This window comes from Klugiella xanthotipulae (genome assembly GCF_006716695.1).
Lineage (GTDB): Bacteria > Actinomycetota > Actinomycetes > Actinomycetales > Microbacteriaceae > Klugiella > Klugiella xanthotipulae.
In genome coordinates, this window is record NZ_VFPN01000001.1 from 505,859 (window position 1) to 527,388 (window position 21,530).

General features: G+C 62.4%; 18 protein-coding genes. 7 read left to right on the forward strand and 11 right to left on the reverse strand.

Translation table 11 applies throughout. The features are described 5' to 3' along the window. Positions 1-98: 98 nt before the first annotated feature. From hpf to mtrA, 5 genes are all read right to left on the reverse strand, one after another. Positions 99-761, reverse strand: a complete 663-nt coding sequence (gene hpf / locus FB466_RS02245; RefSeq protein WP_141915498.1) for a ribosome hibernation-promoting factor, HPF/YfiA family — start codon at positions 759-761, stop codon at positions 99-101. A 99-nt stretch (positions 762-860) separates the two neighbouring features. Continuing rightward, positions 861-1,634, reverse strand: coding sequence for a ComF family protein (locus FB466_RS02250; RefSeq protein WP_141915500.1), 774 nt, complete (start codon positions 1,632-1,634; stop codon positions 861-863). A 102-nt stretch (positions 1,635-1,736) separates the two neighbouring features. After that, positions 1,737-3,416: an LpqB family beta-propeller domain-containing protein gene (locus FB466_RS02255; protein ID WP_170205984.1), complete on the reverse strand. Its 1,680-nt coding sequence runs from the start codon at positions 3,414-3,416 to the stop codon at positions 1,737-1,739. Continuing rightward, positions 3,413-5,071 carry an MtrAB system histidine kinase MtrB gene (gene mtrB, locus FB466_RS02260; RefSeq protein WP_141915504.1) on the reverse strand — a complete coding sequence of 553 codons (1,659 nt, stop codon included), beginning with the start codon at positions 5,069-5,071 and terminating at the stop codon, positions 3,413-3,415. The genes FB466_RS02255 and mtrB overlap by 4 nt, the downstream gene beginning before the upstream one ends. Beyond that, entirely contained in the window at positions 5,068-5,751 is a 684-nt protein-coding gene (gene mtrA, locus FB466_RS02265; protein ID WP_141915505.1) for an MtrAB system response regulator MtrA, read from the reverse strand. The genes mtrB and mtrA overlap by 4 nt, the downstream gene beginning before the upstream one ends. 75 nt (positions 5,752-5,826) lie before the next feature. On the opposite strand from mtrA, the gene FB466_RS02270 reads away from it, so the two are divergent. The 5 genes from FB466_RS02270 to FB466_RS02290 are packed head-to-tail and all read left to right on the forward strand — an operon-like array spanning position 5,827 to position 11,258. Next, the gene (locus FB466_RS02270) at positions 5,827-6,999 is read left to right on the forward strand and encodes a hypothetical protein (protein WP_141915507.1); all 1,173 of its coding nucleotides are present in this window, start codon (positions 5,827-5,829) and stop codon (positions 6,997-6,999) included. Beyond that, positions 6,996-7,682 carry a DUF4129 domain-containing protein gene (locus FB466_RS02275; RefSeq protein ID WP_141915508.1) on the forward strand — a complete coding sequence of 229 codons (687 nt, stop codon included), beginning with the start codon at positions 6,996-6,998 and terminating at the stop codon, positions 7,680-7,682. Before FB466_RS02270 ends, FB466_RS02275 begins: the two co-directional genes overlap by 4 nt. Further along, positions 7,682-8,944 carry a DUF4350 domain-containing protein gene (locus FB466_RS02280; protein WP_141915510.1) on the forward strand — a complete coding sequence of 421 codons (1,263 nt, stop codon included), beginning with the start codon at positions 7,682-7,684 and terminating at the stop codon, positions 8,942-8,944. The genes FB466_RS02275 and FB466_RS02280 overlap by 1 nt, the downstream gene beginning before the upstream one ends. Beyond that, the gene (locus FB466_RS02285; RefSeq protein ID WP_141915512.1) at positions 8,941-9,933 is read left to right on the forward strand and encodes an AAA family ATPase; all 993 of its coding nucleotides are present in this window, start codon (positions 8,941-8,943) and stop codon (positions 9,931-9,933) included. Before FB466_RS02280 ends, FB466_RS02285 begins: the two co-directional genes overlap by 4 nt. A gap of 2 nt (positions 9,934-9,935) precedes the next feature. Further along, positions 9,936-11,258, forward strand: a complete 1,323-nt coding sequence (locus FB466_RS02290) for a DUF58 domain-containing protein (RefSeq protein ID WP_141915513.1) — start codon at positions 9,936-9,938, stop codon at positions 11,256-11,258. A gap of 18 nt (positions 11,259-11,276) precedes the next feature. Here FB466_RS02290 and FB466_RS02295 read toward each other — a convergent pair whose 3' ends face one another. From FB466_RS02295 to FB466_RS02320, 6 genes are all read right to left on the reverse strand, one after another. Then, the gene (locus FB466_RS02295) at positions 11,277-12,752 is read right to left on the reverse strand and encodes an SDR family NAD(P)-dependent oxidoreductase (protein ID WP_141915515.1); all 1,476 of its coding nucleotides are present in this window, start codon (positions 12,750-12,752) and stop codon (positions 11,277-11,279) included. A 209-nt stretch (positions 12,753-12,961) separates the two neighbouring features. Then, positions 12,962-14,938: an ABC transporter ATP-binding protein/permease gene (locus FB466_RS02300; RefSeq protein ID WP_141915516.1), complete on the reverse strand. Its 1,977-nt coding sequence runs from the start codon at positions 14,936-14,938 to the stop codon at positions 12,962-12,964. A 6-nt stretch (positions 14,939-14,944) separates the two neighbouring features. Next, positions 14,945-16,177 carry a peptidoglycan-binding domain-containing protein gene (locus tag FB466_RS02305; RefSeq protein WP_141915517.1) on the reverse strand — a complete coding sequence of 411 codons (1,233 nt, stop codon included), beginning with the start codon at positions 16,175-16,177 and terminating at the stop codon, positions 14,945-14,947. Positions 16,178-16,221: 44 nt separating this feature from the next. Continuing rightward, on the reverse strand, positions 16,222-17,097 hold the full coding sequence (locus FB466_RS02310) for a hypothetical protein (protein WP_141915518.1): 876 nt from the start codon (positions 17,095-17,097) through the stop codon (positions 16,222-16,224). Between the two features lie 66 nt (positions 17,098-17,163). Next, positions 17,164-17,655, reverse strand: a complete 492-nt coding sequence (locus tag FB466_RS13975; protein ID WP_425460885.1) for a peptidase inhibitor family I36 protein — start codon at positions 17,653-17,655, stop codon at positions 17,164-17,166. A 126-nt stretch (positions 17,656-17,781) separates the two neighbouring features. Continuing rightward, positions 17,782-18,882, reverse strand: coding sequence for an aldose 1-epimerase family protein (locus FB466_RS02320; protein ID WP_246054497.1), 1,101 nt, complete (start codon positions 18,880-18,882; stop codon positions 17,782-17,784). Positions 18,883-19,179: 297 nt separating this feature from the next. Here FB466_RS02320 and galT point away from each other — a divergent pair, with 297 nt between their 5' ends. Together galT and galK are read left to right on the forward strand one after the other, a co-directional pair. Then, positions 19,180-20,298 carry a galactose-1-phosphate uridylyltransferase gene (gene galT / locus FB466_RS02325; protein WP_141916774.1) on the forward strand — a complete coding sequence of 373 codons (1,119 nt, stop codon included), beginning with the start codon at positions 19,180-19,182 and terminating at the stop codon, positions 20,296-20,298. Beyond that, on the forward strand, positions 20,295-21,527 hold the full coding sequence (gene galK / locus FB466_RS02330; RefSeq protein WP_141915520.1) for a galactokinase: 1,233 nt from the start codon (positions 20,295-20,297) through the stop codon (positions 21,525-21,527). The genes galT and galK overlap by 4 nt, the downstream gene beginning before the upstream one ends. The last annotated feature ends 3 nt before the right edge of the window (positions 21,528-21,530 follow it).

Consider the following 21,530-nt stretch of genomic DNA (forward strand, 5'->3'; position numbering starts at 1 on the left):
AATTCCGGATGCCCGGTCACGCTACACGCGAAACGGTCGTCGCCGCCCCGTCGGTGGACGACCGGGCAGCGACGACCGCGGTGGTGTCTCGTGGCGGGCTATCCCCCGACCGCACCGACCGAGGCAGCATCGTTCAGACCGATGACGCCGTAGTCCCAGCCCTTACGGCGGTAAACCACGCTGGGCTTCTGCGACCGAACCTCCACAAAAAGGTAAAAGTCGTGACCCACGAGCTCCATCTGGTCAACGGCCTCCTCGACCGTCAGGTAGGTGGCCGGAAACTCCTTGGAGCGAATGACAACGGGACTGTAGCTCTCGTCGCCTGCCGCCGCGGAGTCGGACACAGCGGGGATAGAGCCGGTGCTCACTCGGTCGATCACCTCTACATCCGCCGGTGTGATGTCTACCACGCTGAAGTCGGCGTTGGCTGCCTCACCCAGGGATGTGCGTCCGCGACCGCGGCGCTCCTTCTTACGGTCTTTGGCGCGACGTATCCGCTCGATCAATCGACCCATAGCGGTATCAAAGGCAGAGTATTTGTCGCTCCCATCGGATTCCGCCCGCACAACGGGGCCGGGACCGATAAGCGTGAGTTCAACCCGGTCGCCGTTTGAGGGGCTGCGATCACTCTGACGGGAAACCTTGATTTCAAGGACCTGCGCGCGTTCATCGAGAGTGGAGATTTTATCGGTCTTAGCCCGGGCATAAGTTTCGAAGCGATCGGTAATTCCAACGTTTCGACCACGGATGTTAACTTCCACGATTGACCTCCCTGTCGTGCGATTCATCGCCCTCTGGTGGGCGATTGTCTCGCTCCTTGTTCCCTAACGGTACCCGGTGACGACGAGTTCAACAACAGGTTAACTGGAATGTCGCTGAGCATATGCGATGGTGACAATTCCCACCACCTGCGCACCCGCTGCGTGCAGGGCTCGGCAGGCCTCGCGCACGCTTGCACCGGTGGTAATGAGGTCGTCCACAAGCAGCACCCGGCACCCACGAACCCGAGGCGAAGCGCTCATGGTGTGGGTAACATTGCGGATGCGCGCGTCCCGTCCCAGCCCCACCTGGTCTCGGCGGGGGCGGGAACACAACCAGGGGCGCAGGCTCAGGCGGTATCCCCCGCGCTGGCGAAGCACCCGAATCGCACCCCGGGCCGCACATTCCATATGGCGGAAACCTCTGGCCCGCTCGCTCGCCCGTGTGGAGGGCAGGGGCACAACCAGAGGCAGAGACGGACGGCTCTCCCGGGCACCGCAGGCCAGAGCATCGCTCGCCAGGATACCCTCCGCGAGGAGCCGGGCGAGAGCCGGGATGGCATCGCTGCGGCCACGCTCCTTCACAGCTACGATCACGCCACGCACGGCATCCGTGTAGGGACAGGCAGAAAAGACGGGTGGGAGTGGCGCGGGAGGTCCGGCTGCGGGGCCCTGTCGGACCAACGGTGCAAGCCGCTGGGCCGTTGGCCGGGGATGCAGGACTGTGGCGCAGCCACGGCAGAGCGAGCGGTCGGGTGCCGCGCACAGCACGCAGTGGGTGGGCACGCACAGCGCGGCGATATCGAGAGCAGCCTCGCGGAAAAGCGCGCGGGCGGTATGGGGCGTGAGCGGGCGGGGGCTGGAGGAGTGGGTCATGACTCCAGGATGCACCGGGGCGGAGTATCCAGCACCCAATGACCGGTCACCGGTATACAGATCGCGCACCACACCACCTGTGGAGGAGACCCCCGAACCCGCCTATCCGCGTTTGGCGAGGGCGGTGATATCGACCGCGACCTCCTGCCAGCTCGACCCTCGGTACTCACGAAGCACACCGTCGGAATCCAGCACCCGCAGCTGCGAGATGCTGTTACCGCCGGCAATCGACTCAATGCTGGAGGCGGGGCCCAGATTTTCGCTGCGACCGCCCACGCTCAGCACCTCCACGCTGGCCGAGCCCGATGACGACGTGGCGAGGGCGATCTGGCTCTCGTCGATCCAGTCAACATCAACCGGCCTCTCGGTGAAGACCGCCAGCTCAACGGGCTCGGTAAAAGCCGTCGGGATCCCACCCGCCCCGCGGATAACCCCGGACACGGCAAGAACGTAGTCATCGCCCCGGTCGTACAGCGCGACCAAACGGGTGCCATCGCGTGAGATCCGCAGTTTCTCGATGGAGACGGCATCCAACCAGGGGGCAGGGGGCACAGCCGTCACCCCCGCCTGATTCTTCACCCGCAGGGCCCGCGGCTGACCGTGCGGCACCGACCAAACAAACCCGTATCCGTCGAGCGTGGGGTCGATCAGACCCGGCCGACTATCAGCGAGCGTCGCGGCCGTGTTGGTGGCAAAAAAGACGCCCTCGGGAGTGACATAGACGACGGTGGCCTGATCCCGCGACACCGTAATACCGCGGGCAGAGGCATCCACCACGATGTTACTGAGTTTGCCGAACGGCGTGATCCGCTGCGTCCCCAACTCACCAAAGGTGCCGTCGGACACCACAATCGGCTTACTGGGCACGCGAGGGTAGCGCTCCGCCCACGAAGGGTCGGCAGGGCCCGACAGCAGCACGCTCTGATCAACGGAGAGGGAGGCTCGGGTGACCCCGGCCACGCGAGACAGACTCGTCTCTATCTGGGCCAGCATCATGCGCAACGCGGGGGTCTCGGCGGTGAGCGCCTCGGGCGAGAGATCCACCTGAGCGAGACCGGACACGACGGGAACGGAACTTGCCGCGAGCACGGTTCCCTCGGGGAAGGCCGTCGTGGTAACCCCCTCCCGCAACAGCACGCTCGGGCCTTCCAGCAACTCGGTGACGATACGCGTAGCGGTCGTGGCGCCGCGGAGAAACCAGCGCTGATCGGGTACCAGCACCCGGGATTGGGGAGCGAGAAAATACAGTGAGTGCTCGTTGAAAACGCTGGGGAACATATCTTCATCGAGCACGATGCCATCCTCAGCCACGCTGATCCGCCACTCCCCCAGCACCCGCTGCAACTCAAAATGCAACTGGATCGCGCCGCCCATACCGGCGGCACGCATCGTCCCGTGCTCGTCAACCGAGGCGACCGCGTTGAGCGTCATCCGCACCGAGTCGCCCTCGGGCGTAACGGGGCGCTGACCCGAGTCAATCACCACACCGGCGTGGGGGTTCCACGTTGTGCTGAGGCCGGGGGCCAGAAACTCGCGGGCAATCGCGTAGTCGCTTGTCGCGCTCGATGCTGCCGCGATAAAGCCGATCACGATGTCCTCCTGCGAGGCACCCGGAACGGGCCGGGCCGGGTTAAAAATGAGCGATTCTTCCGTCTCGGGGTCAACGCCCTGCCCGGGGTAGACCGTTCCGGACCGCGGAATGCCGACCTGACATCCGGCCAGAATAGCGGCCAGCAGGACGGCACACACGCCAATCCCGGCGCGGTGTAGACGGCGTCTCATGGGGTCTCCTCGGCGGTAGCGCTGGAGGGGGCGGGGATGACTGCAGCGTAGGCGGCATCCTCCTCGTCGGCGGGAACAAGCGGGAGCGGCGAGCGCACGATCTCGGTGCCCTCGATGCGTGGCAGCGTGAGGCGGAAGCAGGTGCCGTGGCCCAGCTCGGACCATACCTCCAGACGTCCGCCGTGCGCGGCGGCATCCTCCAGCGAGATCGCGAGGCCAAGGCCCGTGCCGCCAATCGTGCGCTTGCGGGAGGGGTCGGCCCGCCAGAAACGGTCGAACGAACGCTCGGCGGCCTCCGGAGTCATCCCCACACCGTAGTCACGGACCGACAGGGCGACAGCCGTCTCATTGGAATCAACCGTGACGATGATGGGTCTCGACTCACCGTGTTCGATGGCGTTGCCCAGGAGATTGTTGACAATGCGGCGAATGCGGCGGGGGTCGAGGTCGGCGTCCAGGTATCCACCGTTGGCCACGAGTGTGACGGTGGAACCGCTCTTCTCGGCGAGGCTGCTCATGCCCTCAACCTCTTCCTCAGCGAGGCGCACCAGATTGGTGGGGTCGCGCTCCAGGGTGACCGACCCGGCGTCGTAACGGGAGATTTCGAGCAGGTCGTTGAGGAGACGCTCAAAACGGTCCACCTGAGTGTGCAGAAGTTCGGCCGTGCGCGCGGTGGGCGGTTTAAACTCGCCGCGCTGTGCGTACAGCACGTCACCGGCGAGGCGGATGGTAGTGAGCGGGGTGCGCAATTCGTGCGACACATCGGACACAAATCGCTGCTGCATCGTCGAGAGCTCAGCCAGATCACTGATCCGACTCTGCAGACTGTCGGCCATCTCGTTAAAAGATTGGGAAAGGATATTGAACGATTCATCCCCCTGTTCGGGCATCCGCACATGGCTCTCCCCCAGGGCCAGGCGACGGCTCGTCTCCGCGGCGACCCGGATGGGGCGGAAGACGAGCCGCACGATCGTCCACACGAGCACGCCCAGCATGGCCATGAGCAGCACACCCGTGACGAGCATGGTGCGCTGAACATAGCCGAGAGTCTGCTCGGCATCCGCAAGGCTGTAGGCGATGTAGAGACCGTAGATGCCGGCAGATCCGGGGAACACCAGCTGGGAACCGACGACGATGCCGGCACTGGTGGAGCCATCCGCGTTGGTCAGGGTGACGGATTGCCAATACTGTGACTCCTCGCCATCACGTACCTCCTGTACCAGCTCGCCGGTGATGACGTTGCCGGAGAGGCCCTCGCTCGCAAAGTTTTGCGGGGTGTCGAAGGAAAATTTCTGGCCGGGCATCCGCTGAAGCGAAATGAGCTGGCTCGATGAGGTGTCCCGGATGGCACCCCGCATGGTGATCACGAGGCTGTTGAGCGAGACGCGGTCGGCGGCATCCGAAGCGTCGAGAAGTCGCTGAGCGGAGGCCGTGGCCCGTGCCGAGTCGGCGAGCACCTGGTCTTTGCGGGTGTTAAAAAGGTCTCCGCCGATACTGAGCAACAGGTAGGTGCCACACAGGACAATGGCGATGGCCGTGACAACACCCGTGATGGTCATGGTGCGCACCTTGAGTGAGGACAGCCAGGTGCTGCGCAGGGTGGCCCGGGTGGCCGCCCCCCACCGACTCAGCCGCTCCCCCACCGGCGAGGTCATTCGATGACTGCGCCCGCCCGGTAACCCACACCGCGCACGGTTGTGACGATGATGGGCTGGTCGGGGTCTCTCTCGACCTTGGCACGCAAACGCTGCACATGGACATTCACCAGGCGAGTATCGGCCTTGTACTGGTAACCCCAGACACGCTCCAGTAGTGCCTCACGGCTGAAGACCTGCTGCGGTTTGGAGGCCAGCGTGAGTAAAAGATTAAATTCGAGTGGGGTGAGGTTGATACGCTCGGACCCGCGGCGCACCTCGTGACCGACGACATCCAGGGTGAGGTCGCCCACCCTGACCTCATCGCTCACCTCGACCGCCGCGGGGCGCAGACGGGTACGGATACGCGCAACAAGTTCCACCGGGTTGAACGGTTTGACCACGTAGTCGTCGGCACCGGCTTCGAGGCCACGCACCACATCCGTGGTGTCCGTCTTGGCCGTGAGCATGATGATGGGCACACCCGATTCGAGCCGCAGGAGCTGGCAGATCTCAATACCGTCCAGGCCGGGCAGCATCACGTCGAGCAGCACGAGGTCGGGCCGCGACTCCCGGAAAATATCCATGGCCGCGGCCCCGTCGTTGCAAAAGACGGGCTCAAACTGCTCCCCCTCAAGAACAATACCGATCATTTCGGACAGCGCTACGTCGTCGTCAACCACGAGAATGCGAGGGTTCATGCCTCCTATTATGTCGGTGGAAACTGTGCAGCCCGAATGTCTGCACCGGAGGGCCCCCTGTGACACCATGGAGGGGTGGATAATAATCGCGAGTGGACGGCCCCGGACAGTTCCGGACAGGGGCCCGGATACGGCCAACCTAGCTATGGCCAACCCGGCTATGGCCAACCCGGCTACCCTCAGGTACCCGGATGGTCACCTGCCCCTCAGCCTGGCCTGATCCCCCTGCGACCGCTGGGATTTGGCACCCTGATCGGGGTGCCGTTTCAGGTGTTCCGCCGCAATCCTCGGCCCACCCTCGGCGCAGCGCTCCTCCTGCAGACCGGCATCGCGCTGCTATCGAGCACCATTATGGGTTTGCTCCTCTGGTACTTCGTGAATCGATACATGTCAGCGATGTCGAGTGACCAGGAGGCCATCCTGGCGGGCGGGATCGCCACCGGGATCGCCGTGGTACTCCTCCAAGCGGCCATCCAACTCGTGACCGCGAGCCTCATGCAGGGGATTATCTCGGCGGAGGTCGCCCAGGCCACAATCGGCCGCAAGCGCACCTTCCGCCAGCTCTGGCAGTTGGTCGCGCCCCGGTTTGGCACGCTCCTGCTGTGGTCGCTGCTCACAAGCGTGGCAACGCTTCTGAGTGTTGGGGTGGCACTGAGCCCCACCATCCTGCTGATCGTGGCCGCCGTGGATGGCAACGCGGGATTCGGTTGGGGAGTGGTCGCCGTGCTCCTCACCATCGCGCTTCTTCTGGGGGCCGGGGTTGTGTATGCCTGGGTCAGCACCAAGTTGGCCATCGTTCCCGCCACAATTGTGCTCGAAAAGGCCTCGCTGGGGGTGGCTATCACCCGCTCCTGGCGGCTCACATCCGGCGCGTTCTGGCGCACATTTGGCGTGATCGTTTTGTTCTCTGTCATCATCACGACGGCGGCCTCGATCATCACGGTGCCCCTCGGTCTGGTGTACCAGCTCTTCAGCGCGTTCTCGATGGCCGACCCCAGCGGCACGCAGGCGATGACGGCGCTTATTATCTACTACATCGCCTCATTAGTCCTCAACCTCATCCTGTCGGCGATCACCACTGTGGCCACCTCGGCCTGCTACAGCCTGATCTATATTGATCGGCGGATACGCGCCAAGGGCCTCGATGTGGACCTCGTGCGCTACACCGAGTACCACGCGTCTGACACCGATGCGAGCCCCCTCGACAACCCCTTCCTGCCTCGGCCAACCAGCTTCGGACCCCAATGAGAGCAGCCAGCGCCACCCTGCTGAGTGGTATCCCCCTCGACCCCGACGCCGACGAGGCGCGGCAGCTTCTGGAACGCGAGCTCGCCCAACCTGCCTACACCTCGGCCCAGCCCAACTGGTTTGATCTCCTCTCCGAGCGGGTGTGGGAGTGGGTGTTGTCGCTCTTTAGTCAGCTGAACGGTGGCGGCAGCTGGGGCGCCTGGGGCCAGGTTGTCGTGGTGGGGGTCCTGGTGGCCCTCATCACAGCCGCCCTCCTCATCTTTGGGCTGCCCCGGCTACGCCACCGTCAGGCGGGGGAGAACCGCGCCCTGTTCGGCGAGGCAGAGACGCGCAGTGCTGCCGAGCTTCGAGCCGCCGCCGCCGAGGCCGCCCGCGCCGCCGACTGGAACCTCGCGGTGGTGGAGTGCTACCGCGCCATTGCCCGCAGCCTTGACGACCGCGTGATCGTGACCGTGCTGCCCGGAATGACCGCCCAAACCCTGGCCACCGAGGCCGCCCACAGCGTCACACGCGAACGCGAAGCTCTGCGCGTCGCTGCGCGCGCCTTCGACGCGGCCCGCTACCTTAATGAGACCCTCACCCCCGACCACTACGCGCAGGTCACCGAACTTGATACCCGACTCCGGGGAGCCCGAGTGACGGCCGGTGCCGTTCCTCCCCCGCTCGTTGCGAGGGAGGAATAGTGAACGCAGCCGCCGTGACCGCTGACCCCGTCGCCACACCGACCGATACCGTACTCACCCCCCGCCTGGGCGCGCGCCTCCGGCAGGCCCGCATGTGGCTGATTCTGCTGGCCGTCGTGCTGATCGGGGCGGTCATCCTCTTTCTTCGCAACGGCCAGGCCACCACCACGGAGGGTGATCTCAACCCGGAAAGTCCCTATCCGGCAGGGTCGCAGGCCCTTGCGGAGGTACTGCGACAACAGGGGGTTGACGTGCGCGTGGCCACCAGCCTCGACGAGGCTACCGCCCTGGCCGAGGAGGACAGCACCGTGGTGGTGAATGATACCGGGGGTGTACTGAACTCCGATCAACTCGACCGGCTGCTCCGGCTCGGCGCAGAAACCGTTTTTATCCAGCCCACATTTGGCACCCTCAGCCACCTCGACCTACCCGTCGCGCTCGGGCCCGTGGCGGGATCCTCCAACGAGGACGCCCTCACGCTATCGGCCGACTGCGACCTACCGGCCGCCGCCCGGGCCGACACCATCACCGGGAGGGGCACCAGCTACACACCACTCGAACCCATCGAGGGTTGGGTGGGCTGCTTCGCCGACAGCGAGGGGAACGACGCGATTGCCGTGATCGGGGGCGAGCATCCACTCACCCTGCTCGGCATCAGCGATGTGCTACGCAACAGCACCATCACTCGGGAGGGCAATGCAGCCCTCGCGCTGGGAGTGCTCGGCGGGCACAGCACGCTCGTGTGGTACACCGCGGGGGTGGCGGATATCGCCCAGGGCACCCCGCCGACCACCACCGAGCTCCTCCCCGGCTGGGTGCCACCCGTGATGCTGCTCCTGGGCCTCACCGCGCTCACCGCGGCCGTCTGGCGTGGCCGCCGACTCGGCCCGCTCACCATCGAAAATCTGCCCGTGACCGTCAAGGCCGGCGAGACCACCGAGGGCCGCGCGCGACTGTACGCCACCAACCTGGCGAGCGAACACGCCGCCCAGATCCTCCGCAACGGCACTGTGCACCGGCTGTCCCGGCTTCTGGGGGTGACGGATACCGCCGCCACCGTGATCCCGGTTGTCGCAGGCCTCACCGGTTGGCCGATCGCCGAGGTGCACGCGCTGCTCATCGGCAACGACCCCGTCACCAGCGCGGGACTCACCCGACTGGGACAGACCCTGAACACCCTGGAGACCGACGCCCGGGCCCGCATCCACGGAGCCAGCCCTCCCCACGACCATCCCCGCCAGCAGGAAGAGAACCCCACATGACCACGACTCCCGACGCGACCATCCCCGGTCCCCACCCGACTGACTCACTGCGCCGAGCGCTCAACGCCGTGCGCGTCGAGGTTGATAAAGCGGTCGTGGGCCAGGAGGGTGCGGTAACGGGCCTGATTATCGCGCTGCTCGCCCGCGGCCACGTACTGCTAGAGGGCGTGCCCGGGGTGGCCAAAACCCTGCTCGTGCGCGCGCTCGCCCACTCGCTCTCGCTCGACACCAAGCGGGTGCAATTCACTCCCGACCTGATGCCGGGCGATGTAACCGGTTCGCTCATCTACGACGCGACCGCCGGAGAATTTGAGTTTCGGGAGGGCCCGGTGTTTACCAACATCCTGCTCGCCGACGAGATCAACCGAACACCACCCAAAACGCAGTCGGCCCTGCTGGAGGCGATGGAGGAGCGGCAGGTGAGCGCGGACGGCGTGACCCGCGCCCTGCCCACACCGTTTATGGTGGCCGCCACACAAAACCCCATCGAACACGAGGGCACCTACACGCTGCCCGAGGCACAGCTCGACCGCTTCCTCCTCAAACTGGTCCTCGACCTGCCACCCCGCGACGTAGAGATCGAGGTGCTACACCGGCACTCGCAGGGCTTCAACCCCCGCGACCTCACCGCCGCCGGACTCACCCCCGTGCTCACCGCCGAAACACTCGCGGCCGCACAGCAGGAGGTACGCCGTGTGGTCGTGCAACCCGAGGTACTCGGCTACATCGTGGATGTCGCCCGCGGCACCCGCTACGCCCCCTCCGTGAAACTCGGCGTGAGCCCGCGCGGCACCACGGCACTGCTCGCCGCCGCACAGGCCTGGGCGTGGCTGAGCGGCTTTACCGCGGTGACCCCCGACCATGTGCAGGCGATGGCGCTGCCCGTGCTGCGCCACCGCATCCAACTGCAACCCGAGGCCGAGCTGGAGGGGGTCAGCGCCGACAGCATCCTGCGCTCGGTTCTTCAGCAGGTTCGCGTTCCGGTCTAATCGTGGCCGTTTCTGGGTGGTTTGTGCTCCTCGTTCTCCTCGGGGTGGTGCCCCTCGTGGGCACCAGCGTGGTGCTGGGGGATGCCGGTGATGGTGCCGTGTACGGTGCGCTGGGAGTCTGGCTGGCGCTGTGTCTGCTGCTGGGCATCCTCGACCTGTTTCTCGCCGCCCCGGCACGCCGGATGACCGTGGAACGTCGCCCCATCGCCAAGATTCGCCTCGGTCAGAGCGCCCGCAGCGAGCTGGTCCTGGGGAACCCCTCCGCGCGCGGCCTGCGCGGGATGGTCCGCGACGGCTGGGAGCCCTCCGCTCGGGCCGTCCCCAGCCGCCAGCGGATACGGGTACCCCCTCACGAACGCCGCGTCATCGCCGTGACCCTCACGCCGTTTCGGCGGGGCGAACGGACGAGCCCCCACGTCACCGTGCGGGCGTTTGGTCCGCTCCGGTTGTGGGCGCGCCAGGCCACACACGCCGTACCGGGAACCATCCGTGTGATCCCACCCTTCCACTCGCGGCGGCACCTACCCTCGCTCATCGCGCAGCTCACAGAGATGGACGGCCGAACCCACACGATGCTGCGGGGTGCGGGAACCGAGTTCGACTCCCTGCGTGAGTATGTGCGCGGCGACGATGTGCGCTCGATTGACTGGCGGGCCACCGCCCGACGCGGGGATGTTGTCGTGCGCACCTGGCGGCCGGAGCGGGACCGGCGCGTGATCATCCTCGTGGACTCGGGGCGCACCTCCGCCGCCCGAATCGACAACGAGCCACGCATCGACACCTCGTTTGAGGCGGCGCTGCTCCTGACCGCCCTCGCCCACTCCGCCGGTGACCGCGTGGACTGCGTGGTGCATGACCAGCGCACCCGCGCCCGGGTGCGCGGCACGGGCGGGGCCACCCAACTCTCCCGCATGGTGGATGCGCTGGCCCCCGTCACCCCCGAACTCATCGAAACCGACTGGGCCGCCCTGCCCGGGCTCGTCCGAAACGTCACCACCCAGCGCTCACTCGTGGTGCTCCTGACCACCGCAGACTCCCCCGGCACGGCACGGCCGCTGCTCGCAATGCTGCCGCAGCTCACGACGAAGCACACGGTCGTGGTCGCCGGGGTGACCGACCCGCTGCTCCTCGAGGCGGCCGCGGCCCGTACCGACCGGGACGAAACCTACCGCGCGGCGGCGGCCGAGCAGGCACTGGCCGACCGGCGGCGAGTTGACGCCGCGATCCGGCTATGCGGGGCGATCCCGCTGAGCGCGACCCCCCAGGAGTTGCCGCCCGCCCTGGCCCGGCGCTACCTGGCGCTCAAGGCCTCGGGCGCGCTGTAGCCGTGCGGCTGGGTGTGGTTACCAGGCGGCGGGTTTGTAGTCCTTGAGGAAAACGCCGTAGAGGTCAACACCCTCCTCGCCCTGCACGATGGGGTCGTAGACGCGGGCAGCACCATCCACCAGGTCAAGCGGGGCGTGGAAGCCCTCTTCGGCCAGGCGCACCTTGGTGGGGTGAGGGCGCTCATCGGTGATCCAGCCGGTATCGACGCTCGTCATCAGGATGCCGTCGCTCAGCATCTCCTCGGCGCTCGTGCGCGTGAGCATATTCATGGCGGCCTTCGCCATATTGGTGTGCGGATGCCCCGACCCCTTATAGCGGCGGGCAAACTGGCCCTCCATGGCCGACACATTGACCACGTACGTGCGGCGAGCATCCGAGGCCGCCAGCGAGGAGCGCAACCGGCTAATCAGGATGAACGGGGCCGTGGTGTTGCACAGCTGCACTTCAAGCATTTCGAGCGGATCAACGTGTTCCACGTTGTGCGTCCAGCTGTTGGCGTGGTGGTGGTCGGGGAGGAGACCACCGGCGTCAATCGCGGTGCCGTCGGCCAGTTTCTCCAGGGAGGAGGACCCGGCCGCCATCGCGAGAGTGGCGAGCGAATCCGCGGTAATTCGGTTGGCCCCGGGGGCGGTCGCGGCGAGCAGCGGCTGCGCGGCGACCGAGGCGGCGAGAGCCTGCGGGTGCGGGTCGTTGGTGTGCCCGAAGGTGACGAGCTCGGGCAACGGACCGGCGGGCAGCGGCTCCAGTTCGGCCTCGGCGAGGGGGGCGTAGGAGCGCGGTGACCGCTTCACCGTCTGGGCGGCGTTATTGATCAGGATATCGAGGGGGCCATCGGCCGCCACCGCGTCGGCCAGGCTCATCACCTGGGCCGGGTCGCGCAGGTCGATACCGACCACCTTGAAGCGGTGCAGCCACTCGGCGGAGTCTGGCAGCTGCGCGAAGCGACGCACCGCATCCCGGGGAAAGCGCGTGGTAATCGTGGTGTGCGCTCCGTCACGCAGCAGGCGCAACGCGATGTGCATCCCGATCTTGGCCCGGCCTCCCGTGAGCAGCGCGCGCTTCCCCGTGAGGTCGGCGTGGGCGTGACGTTTGCTGTGACTGAACGCGGCGCACTCGGGGCACAGCTGGTGGTAGAAGGCGTCCACCAGGGTGTACCGGTTTTTGCAGATGTAGCAGGCGCGCGGTGTGATGAGTTCCCCGGCGAGGGGGGCCTCGACGCTGGGGGCCAGGTCGAGGCCGCGGGTCTCATCGTCGATGCGGTCGGCCGCGCCCGTTGCGGTGGCCTGGATGACGGCGCGGTCGGCGGCCGCCTCGGCATCGCGCTTGAGGCGGCGCTTGTGGTTCTTGGCCTCCTTAAACATCTTGCCGGTAGCCTGGCGCACGGCGATGAAATCGGGGTGTTCACGGTCAAGCAGGTGCAGGCTGCCGAGCACACGCAGGGCGGTCTCGATGTCCTGCGGGCTGAAGAGATCGGATGCCTGGGGCTCGGTCATGACGGGATGTGTCCTTATTGCTGAGAAACGGCTCGCGAAAGCGGCCAGGGCGCGGGCTCGTACGGGGGCGTGACCGGCGAGCGGGACGGGCACAACCGTGCGCACCGCCCAGATGAGTGTACCCGGCCATACTGGACGTGGGACGGGTGAGCGGTGCGTGTGTGTTGCCGCGGGCGTGAGCCCCGGAGGCAGCGAGGCTTCTTCCGCGCCTAGCCTCCCCGAATGCCATCTGCAGGATCACAAATAGCCGCGATGAAAGCCGGGTAGGTCGCCGAGAGCGCACCAGTAACAAGACCCGCCCCCACCCCGAGAAGGATAGATAGGGGGTTAAGAACGATTGACCAACCTTGGCTGGCACACACCGCAACCACCGCAACCACTCCAACTGCTCCACCCGCAACACCACCGGCTAGCCCAATGGCCAAACCCTCTGACATAAAAAGCCTCCACACGGATGCGCGGCTAGCACCCAGTGCGCGCCTGAGAGCAATCTCAGCAGAGCGTGATTGAACCGACAAATACATAGCTGTTGCGGCACTCATAGTAACGAGAGCCAGAAGAACCCAGGATATTGTCGCGATAAACGCGCCCAAATCCGACGCCACACCACGTTGTAAATATCGAAGGTCAGCAACTGTCTGCACAGAAATTATTCCCGTATTGTCGGGACTCAGAACGTAGGGAATTGCTTCAGCAACCGGGGCAGGGTAGCCCGGTACGGTACGGACAATAAACCTAGAATCTGCATAATTGTTTACATGATCGAGCATAGAACGAGACAATAGAATAGAATTATCCATATCGGCCATCCCTGCTTTTCCTTTCACAATCCCAACAATCGAAACACTTTGACCATTAATCCAAATAGCTCGATCAGGTCCAGCTTCAGAAATTCCAAGATCTTCCGCAATCTTCTGACCCAGGACGGCACTGTTTCCCTCCCAGCCAGAGTCGAGCAAAATTGGTGCGTTATTTGGAATAACTATCATGTTGTTTATCGCAAAAAATCCTGAATTGACAATGCTAATATTTCCCAATTCACCTTCCTGGCCAGAGACCGACCCCCATGGCAGCAAGCTAACATGATTACCGCCCGCACCGGCTCGAATTTGGAGGCCGACACCGACAACTCCAGGCAGCCGAAGAATTCGATGAACACCGCTCTCATCGGAATCAGGATCGTAACGAGGATCAGTATTCGAAATTCCTCGCCAACTATATGTAATCTCGTCCAAAGCAGCTGCCGTCAACCTCTCGGAAACTTGCGAGGCCGCACTCTCACTTATTCCTACTGAAGCGACAAGACCGCCCGCCCCTAGTAAAAAAGCAATCAAAAGCAGCAACGACCTAGCAGGCTTACTCGAATGATTAGAGATTGCATCAATAAACTCACCCCAGAAACCACGAAAGAATAAGGAGACACGATTAGGAAGTGAATTATGTATTTTTTCTTTAAAGGGAAGCAATCCATTGATATTCGATTCCCATTCAATACAATCTTCTACATCACCAACTATCCCATCGACGATTTTAATCGACCTGTCAGCCGAAGCCGCAATCGTTGGATCATGAGTAATTACAACAACAGTAACGCCAGACAAGCTGAGCTTTTTTAAATGTTCAAGAATAATACGACTATTCTCAGAGTCAAGAGACCCAGTTGGTTCATCTGCTAGCAAGACTAATGGGCCTGGAGCTATAGCCCTTGCTAAGGCAACCCTTTGCCTCTCTCCGCCAGAAAGCGTCTTACCCAGCACGTTTGCTCTGTGCGAAAGACCAAACCGGTTAAGAACAGAACGAACCGCACTGAATTGCTCAGCGGGCGGATCCCTCCGAATCCTCAGACCGAGAGCTATATTCCCCGCGGCACTATCTTCCGGAATGATATATGACGACTGAAAGACAAAACCAAAAATTTCTCGACGGACACGATTCAACTCCGACTCACTATATTGAGAAACTTCTTTTCCGTCAAGAAAGTACTTTCCTCCACTATATCTACTCAGAAGGCCGAGAATATTCAGAAGCGTTGACTTTCCTGACCCAGAAGGTCCGACAATAGCAACAAACTCACCAGGAAATATATCAAAATTGATAGATCTTAGAACCGTTGTACGAACAGAATCCGTGTAGGTTTTCTCAACACCTCGAAGAGAAATTATTGGATTTTTAGAACTTCGACCCATTCCAAACTACCCCGAGACCACTATATTAGCGCCTACGGGCAGATCTTTATTTTCTTCAATAGACGCCCACCCTTTATTTTGTTTCAGAACGACAACATAAACACGATTTCTCGAGGAAGAATCATCATTAGTATTTGGAAGCTCCACATAACTTCCACTATTATCTTGGTGAATTGCGACTAGCGGAATAGCCGGGCCCGCAATTTCTTCCGTTATCGAAGAGATAGATATAGGTATAGATCTATCAAAAGGTTCATCTAGTTTCGGAAGTTGAATTGCAACGTCATATCCGGCAGATACCCCATCTGATTCAGATTTATATGGTCCGATTGATGTGACAGTTGATTCAAGTGGTGCGTTGGCACCAAACAATAGATTTACGCGATCACCAACAACATAGGAATCTATTTGCGCGGTAGAGACACGGCCAACAATAATGTCGGGGCTCGTTTGCAATTTTGCAAGCGGAACTTCGGATGTCAAGATTGTTCCGACTCTGGCAGCCTGTAGAACAGTTGCCTCCGCTGAAACAACTGGTACAAGTTCATTAAGAGAGACTCCCTGAATTCCGTCTGAAATGTAGGGTAAAGTGTAACCTGACGCCGCGTAAAGACGTCGCATAGCGTCAAAAGTACCCCAGTCAAATCGGCCAGTTTCCTTCACGCCCAAATACCCCATGCTAATAAGCATTTTCTGTATTCCTTGAACGTCATTCCCTTGTGACTCCATCGAGATATTTCGATACAAAGGAATACTATCTGGAACAGCGATAAGCGGCCGTCCAGAAACTTCTCCCAACAAAGTACCATAGCCAACTTGATCTCCAATACTTATTGTCTGTAACGAAACAACGGATCGACTGGAATTTTGACTAGATGAAGATTCAATCTCTGAAGTGTCAACTTTTTCCTGGGTAGCAATATCATCGCTTGCATCAACCGATGAAGCGCTTGCGGGAACCTCCGTAACATTAATAATTTGAACATTACCAGTTTGTATAGTCCCCGTCACGGTTGATCCTGCAGAGACTACACGCTCTTCCACTTTTGCAGTTACTTCAAGCACAGTATCCGAAGATTCTAAAGCAATATTATTTGGTGACTGAAAAAACAGACCAGCTCCAAACGCACTCCCCATAAGCAAAAAGACAACGATAAGGAAAAGTACAATACGCTTCGGATATCTTAGTCTGCTAAGGTTTGGCTCATCATCCTGGTCCTCACTGATCAGATCAGACACATTATTCCTCTACCATTTACAAAAATCACTGCTTGCTAGTCCCACTATCCCTCAAGCAAGATTTTTTGTGCCGCAGCTACTCGCTCTTTGGCAGTTTCTTGCAGTTCGTTAAAAATCGCTTGATTTTCTTCGATAAAATATGCTTGATATCGCGCTTCGATATTGGATAATTTTTGCACAGTTAAATTTCGATCCGAGCATTCAGCCGCCGTGGCAAATGATTTACGAAGAGCTTCGTCTGAGAGAGATTCATCGTTGAGAATCTGTAATCCGTCATGCGCGCTTGGGTCAAGCTGATATCCTTTGTCAACGACACATTTTTGCCAGATCTCTATAATCTCTTTAGCTTCAGTGGAGTTGAGAGTTTTCTCATAGGATGCGCTACTACCTTCCAACAGAGCATTAGGGGATTCTTCGTCGCTCTGAAACGTCTTCGAATCAAGAATTTCTATTGAATCAACGGAGAACTGACATTTCATTAATTCCGCTGAAACCTGTTCATCTTCGATCTCAATTGGCGCAGGCGTGTTTCCCTCTGGGCCATATTGAGCGACGTAATCAGCGTTCCAGTAACCATAACGCCAACTAGGCATCGATGCACTATCCGATTTTGCCGCCTCGAGATAAGGATCACTCAACCCTTTTTTCTTCATACACGCGTCAAGGACAGTTCTATTTGCTCTATCTACTGTACGTTCATCCTCTAACGACATTCCATATTGGTCAATTGGAAAAAATATCTGCATCGACTCTGCATCGATTTGTGCAGCTGCTTCGGGAAGTTCACTTAAGGCTGGAAAATCTATTTTCTGGATAGAGGTTTCACTATTTTCCGCCGAGCATCCCATCACCACAAAAGCTACTATTATGGTTATTGCGAGAGATTTATACGCACGACATTGGGGGGAAGTTAAATTCATTTTTATTCTCACTGCTTATCGTAACAGACGGCCCCGACGTACACGAAGAGGCCGTCTGAAATATTTTTATTTGCTAGGCTTTGAGCTTCTAATAATATCGTTCCAGCCGGTTCCCCACAGATTTGCCCAGTTTTTATGATTGGCAGTGGTTGGCGGCGGAACAATTTTTACCTCACCACTATAATTTGCTCCTTTATAAAAGTAAACGCTTGCGTTTCGAAAGTTAAAGAGAGAAGAAACACTGTTACGGTGAGGTCCGTCATGGGACCCCACCCCAACCGCTAGAGATACAAAATTTGTGACATAATTTGCGTCCGTCCAGACACAGTATTTATCTATGGGGCAATCTTCCCATTTAGTATTTACCACTCCCGTGCTAACGGGTGCAGCTTGGGCAGGTGCAGCGATAACAGCACTCAACCCGACTCCAAGGCAGATCGCAGCGGCTGCTGTGGTTAGCTTCTTGCGCACAGAATGTCTCACTTTCAACAAGGCCAACAAGGAACCTGCAAACCGTACCTGATATTTTGATGTACGTAAAGCAAGAACGCGTCTCACTCTGAACCGCGAGCGCAACCCCGCTCCCGTTTTTTCGATATTTAGGCATTGACCAGGTATTTTTGTACACCTTTTGCAGAAAAAAGTTGGCGCGCTGAACCATCAGCACTTCATTGGTTGCAATGGTCACGAGTTCTCGGAGAGCTCAGGCGCGTGTTCTATGCCGCCCCAAACCGCCGACGACGCAAACCGGATCCCCCACGTCACAACCCACTCGGCCCCCGGCAGCACCCACTCCAGGTTCTCGCCGCTGGCCAGCGCACCGCCCGGGGCCGTCATCGGCTCAATCGCCACCGCGACATCCGTCACCGTATCGGTGCCAAATGCGCGCGTGGTAAAGACCTGCACACAGCGGATATTCTGGTCGCCCCACACCGTCAGCCGACGCCCGTCGGGCGCGGTCAGGGTGTGCTCGGTGACGCCGTCTCTCTGCTCCAGACCGCCAAACCCGGCATCAATACCCAGGGCACCCGACTCCCCCACCGCCTCGGCGAGAGCAGACACCCGCACACCGCCGCGCAGGTCGCGGTCGCTCCCCTCGACGGGGCGACTGCCGGTCACGTTCATCCGGCTGTCGGTCGTATAGACCGTGTGTGCGTTGACCGTGAGGGTGAGTTCACCCGTGGGCACGCCACCGATCCTGAGGAAGGGGTGGGCACCGAGGGCCACCGGGGCCGGGGCATCCGACAGGTTCTGGATGGCGTGGGTCACACGTATCCCGTCGCCGACCAGCTCGTAGGTGACCCGGGTGTCGAGGCGGAACGGGTAGCCGTGCTGCGGGTAGAGCGGGGCACCGAGCGTGAGCGAGGCGGCCGACCGGTCTACCACCCGGTAGGGTGCGTTGCGCAGGAGGCCGTGGATGGCGTTGCCGCGCGACACCTCGGTGAGGTCCAGCTGCTGCGCTGCACCGTGGAGGTGCCACACGCCGTCGCGCACGCGGTTGGGCCACGGCACGAGCACGATACCCGCGGCGAAGGGTGGCATCTGCTCGGCGGGGAACGGCTCAACCAGGTCAATGCCGTCGGCGGTCAGGATGCGCAGACCGGCGGCGCGCTCCGTGACGACGGCCCGCCACTCCACACCATCGTGGCGGGCGGTTAGCTCAAACTGTTCTCCGGTGGGTGCAGCACTCATCCCCCCACGATAGCTACTCGGCGGCGAGGAGCGGTAGCCCGGTGGCGACGAGGGCGCGGCGGGCGCGGGCAGGTCGGCGGCGGGGGTCTTCACTCTCCATACTTTATTTTCCTTGTTCTTTACTTAACTCAAGACGAAAGCAGTATTTTGGTGTCAGGTTCCCCGGGGAACACGGGCGGGTTTCCGCGGCAACTCACCGATCCCGCGCGCATATCGAACACACCAGCCAGACACACCGAGCACACACCGCTGAGCACACAACACAGAGCAGACAACACACAACACAGAGGCGTTATGACCACCCCACCCGCCGCAGACGAGCATCCCCGCCCCGCCACCTCCGACACCCCCACCGTCAGGGAGGCGCGGATACGCCGCCACGGCCACACCATGGCCGACGGCCGAGAACTGATCTACTTCGACGATATCGGCAGCACCCTGCCGGTCGAACGGGCCGCCGATACCCGGATACTCGACCCCCGGCCCGACACGGCCACCATGCGCCGTGACGCGCTCACCGGCGAGTGGGTGTCGATTGCCGCGGCCCGGCAGAACCGCGCGTTTCTGCCGCCCGCCGACCGGGACCCACTCGCCCCGGCCTCCCCCACCAACCCCTCCGAGGTACCCGACGCCTACGATGTGGTTGTGTTCGAAAACCGCTCGCCCTCGTTTGGGCCGGCGACGGGGGACGCGCGCGGCGGTGACCCCACCGAGTCCGCATCCGTGGGGCTCGAACGCACCCGGCCAGCCGAGGGCCGGTGCGAGGTCGTGTGTTTCAGCCCCGAGACCGCCGGGTCCTTCGCCGAACTCAGCCCCGTGCGGGCGCGCACCGTCATCGAGGCCTGGGCCGACCGCACCGCAGCCCTCTCCGCACTACCCGGCGTGCGGCAGGTGTTCCCGTTCGAGAATCGGGGCGAGGCCATCGGGGTGACCCTGCACCACCCGCACGGCCAGATCTACGCCTACCCCTACATCACGCCGCGCACCCGGCAGCTGATCGGCTCGGTGCGGGAGTACGGCCCCGGGCTGGCCGCCGACCTTCTCGCGAGCGAGCAGGCCGGTCCGCGGATGATCCTCCGCGGCGAGCACTGGAGCGCCTTCGTACCGTTTGCGGCGCGCTGGCCCCTCGAAATCCACCTGATGCCGCACCGACACCTCCCCGACCTGGCCGCGACCACGCTCGCCGAACGCGACGAGCTGGCCATCACGTACCTGCGCCTACTGCGGGCCGTGGATGCCGTCTACGACACGCCCACCCCCTACATTTCCGCGTGGCACCAGGCCCCCGTGCACGAGCACCGGGACGACATCCGACTCACATTACAGATCACCTCGCCCCGGCGGGCGGCCGAGCGATTCAAATTTTTGGCCGGTTCGGAGGCCGCCATGGGCGCCTGGATCGGCGACGTTCCCCCCGAGACAGCTGCGGACACCCTGCGGGCGGCGCTGGCCCGCGCGGATGCCGAACACACCGATATCCCACCCACCTCACCCGGAAGCCCACAATGAACACCAGTACCCCACCGGGCGACGACCGCACCGCGACCGCCGACTCCACTGCTCGCACATTTGAGCAACTCACCGGACGTGCGCCCGACGGAGTCTGGTCGGCCCCCGGCCGCGTCAACCTGATCGGGGAGCACACCGACTACAACCTCGGCTTCGTCTTTCCGTGCGCCATCAACCTGCGCACCTGGGCGGCGGTGGGGCTACGCTCCGACGGCATCGTGCGGGTGACAACCGGACTGAGTGGTACGGATGGTACGGGGAACAGCCCCGAGGGGCCAGCCACCATCCCCGCCGCCGAGGTCCCACGTGCACAGCTCACCGCCGCGACGGCGAGCGGATGGTCGGCCTACCCGCTCGGCGTGCTCTGGGCGTTGAGCGAGCGCGGGGCCGACCTGACGACGCTGCCGGGGGTGGACATCCACCTGGAAAGCACCGTTCCCGTGGGGGCCGGACTCTCCTCCTCCGCGGCAATCGAGTGCGCGACGGCCGTGGCCATCAACGAGCTGTGGGGGCTGGGACTTAGCCGACCCGAGCTTGCGGCCGTGGGGCAGCGGGCCGAAAACGTGGCGGTGGGAGCACCGACCGGGATCATGGACCAGTCGGCCTCCCTGCTGGGGGTGGCGGACCACGGGGTTTTCCTCGACTGCCGTTCACTCGACGCGACGCTCATCCCGCTCGGCCTCGCCGCCGCCGGGCTGGAGCTCCTCGTGATCGACACCACCGTGAGCCACTCACACGCAACCGGCGGCTACGCCTCACGCCGCGCGGCCTGCGAACAGGCCTGCCTAACCCTCGGCGTGCCCAGCCTGCGCGACCTGGGTCCCGACGACCTGCCACGGGCCGAGGCGGCCCTCGACCAGGAGACGTTCCGCCGCGTGCGGCACGTCATCACCGAGAACCAGCGGGTACTCGACACCGTGCAGACGGTGCGCGAGCGGGGGGCCGCGGCCATCGGTCCGCTACTGGACGCCTCGCACCGATCCATGCGTGACGATTATGAGATCTCGGTACCCGAACTCGACCTCGCCGTCGAGGCGAGCCGCGCCGCCGGTGCCCTCGGTGCCCGGATGACGGGGGGCGGTTTTGGTGGGGCGGCAATCGCGCTCGTACCCGGCACCCGCACCGGCCAGGTGACCCGCGAGGTACGCGCCGCCTTCCGCGCGGCGGGCTTCGCCACCCCCACCATTTTTCCGGTGACAGCCTCGGCCGGGGCGGCACGCGACAGGTAGGCT

Excerpts from the sequence above, each read along its gene's own strand:
- galK (WP_141915520.1), top strand. The coding sequence starts at position 20,295 with ATGAACACCAGTACCCCACCGGGCGACGACCGCACCGCGACCGCCGAC.
- FB466_RS02250 (WP_141915500.1), bottom strand. The coding sequence starts at position 1,634 with ATGACCCACTCCTCCAGCCCCCGCCCGCTCACGCCCCATACCGCCCGC.
- FB466_RS02300 (WP_141915516.1), bottom strand. The coding sequence starts at position 14,938 with ATGGGTCGAAGTTCTAAAAATCCAATAATTTCTCTTCGAGGTGTTGAG.
- FB466_RS02310 (WP_141915518.1), bottom strand. The coding sequence starts at position 17,097 with ATGAATTTAACTTCCCCCCAATGTCGTGCGTATAAATCTCTCGCAATA.
- FB466_RS02275 (WP_141915508.1), top strand. The coding sequence starts at position 6,996 with ATGAGAGCAGCCAGCGCCACCCTGCTGAGTGGTATCCCCCTCGACCCC.
- mtrA (WP_141915505.1), bottom strand. The coding sequence starts at position 5,751 with ATGAACCCTCGCATTCTCGTGGTTGACGACGACGTAGCGCTGTCCGAA.
- FB466_RS02285 (WP_141915512.1), top strand. The coding sequence starts at position 8,941 with ATGACCACGACTCCCGACGCGACCATCCCCGGTCCCCACCCGACTGAC.
- mtrB (WP_141915504.1), bottom strand. The coding sequence starts at position 5,071 with ATGACCTCGCCGGTGGGGGAGCGGCTGAGTCGGTGGGGGGCGGCCACC.
- galT (WP_141916774.1), top strand. The coding sequence starts at position 19,180 with ATGGCCGACGGCCGAGAACTGATCTACTTCGACGATATCGGCAGCACC.
- FB466_RS02295 (WP_141915515.1), bottom strand. The coding sequence starts at position 12,752 with ATGACCGAGCCCCAGGCATCCGATCTCTTCAGCCCGCAGGACATCGAG.
- FB466_RS02255 (WP_170205984.1), bottom strand. The coding sequence starts at position 3,416 with ATGAGACGCCGTCTACACCGCGCCGGGATTGGCGTGTGTGCCGTCCTG.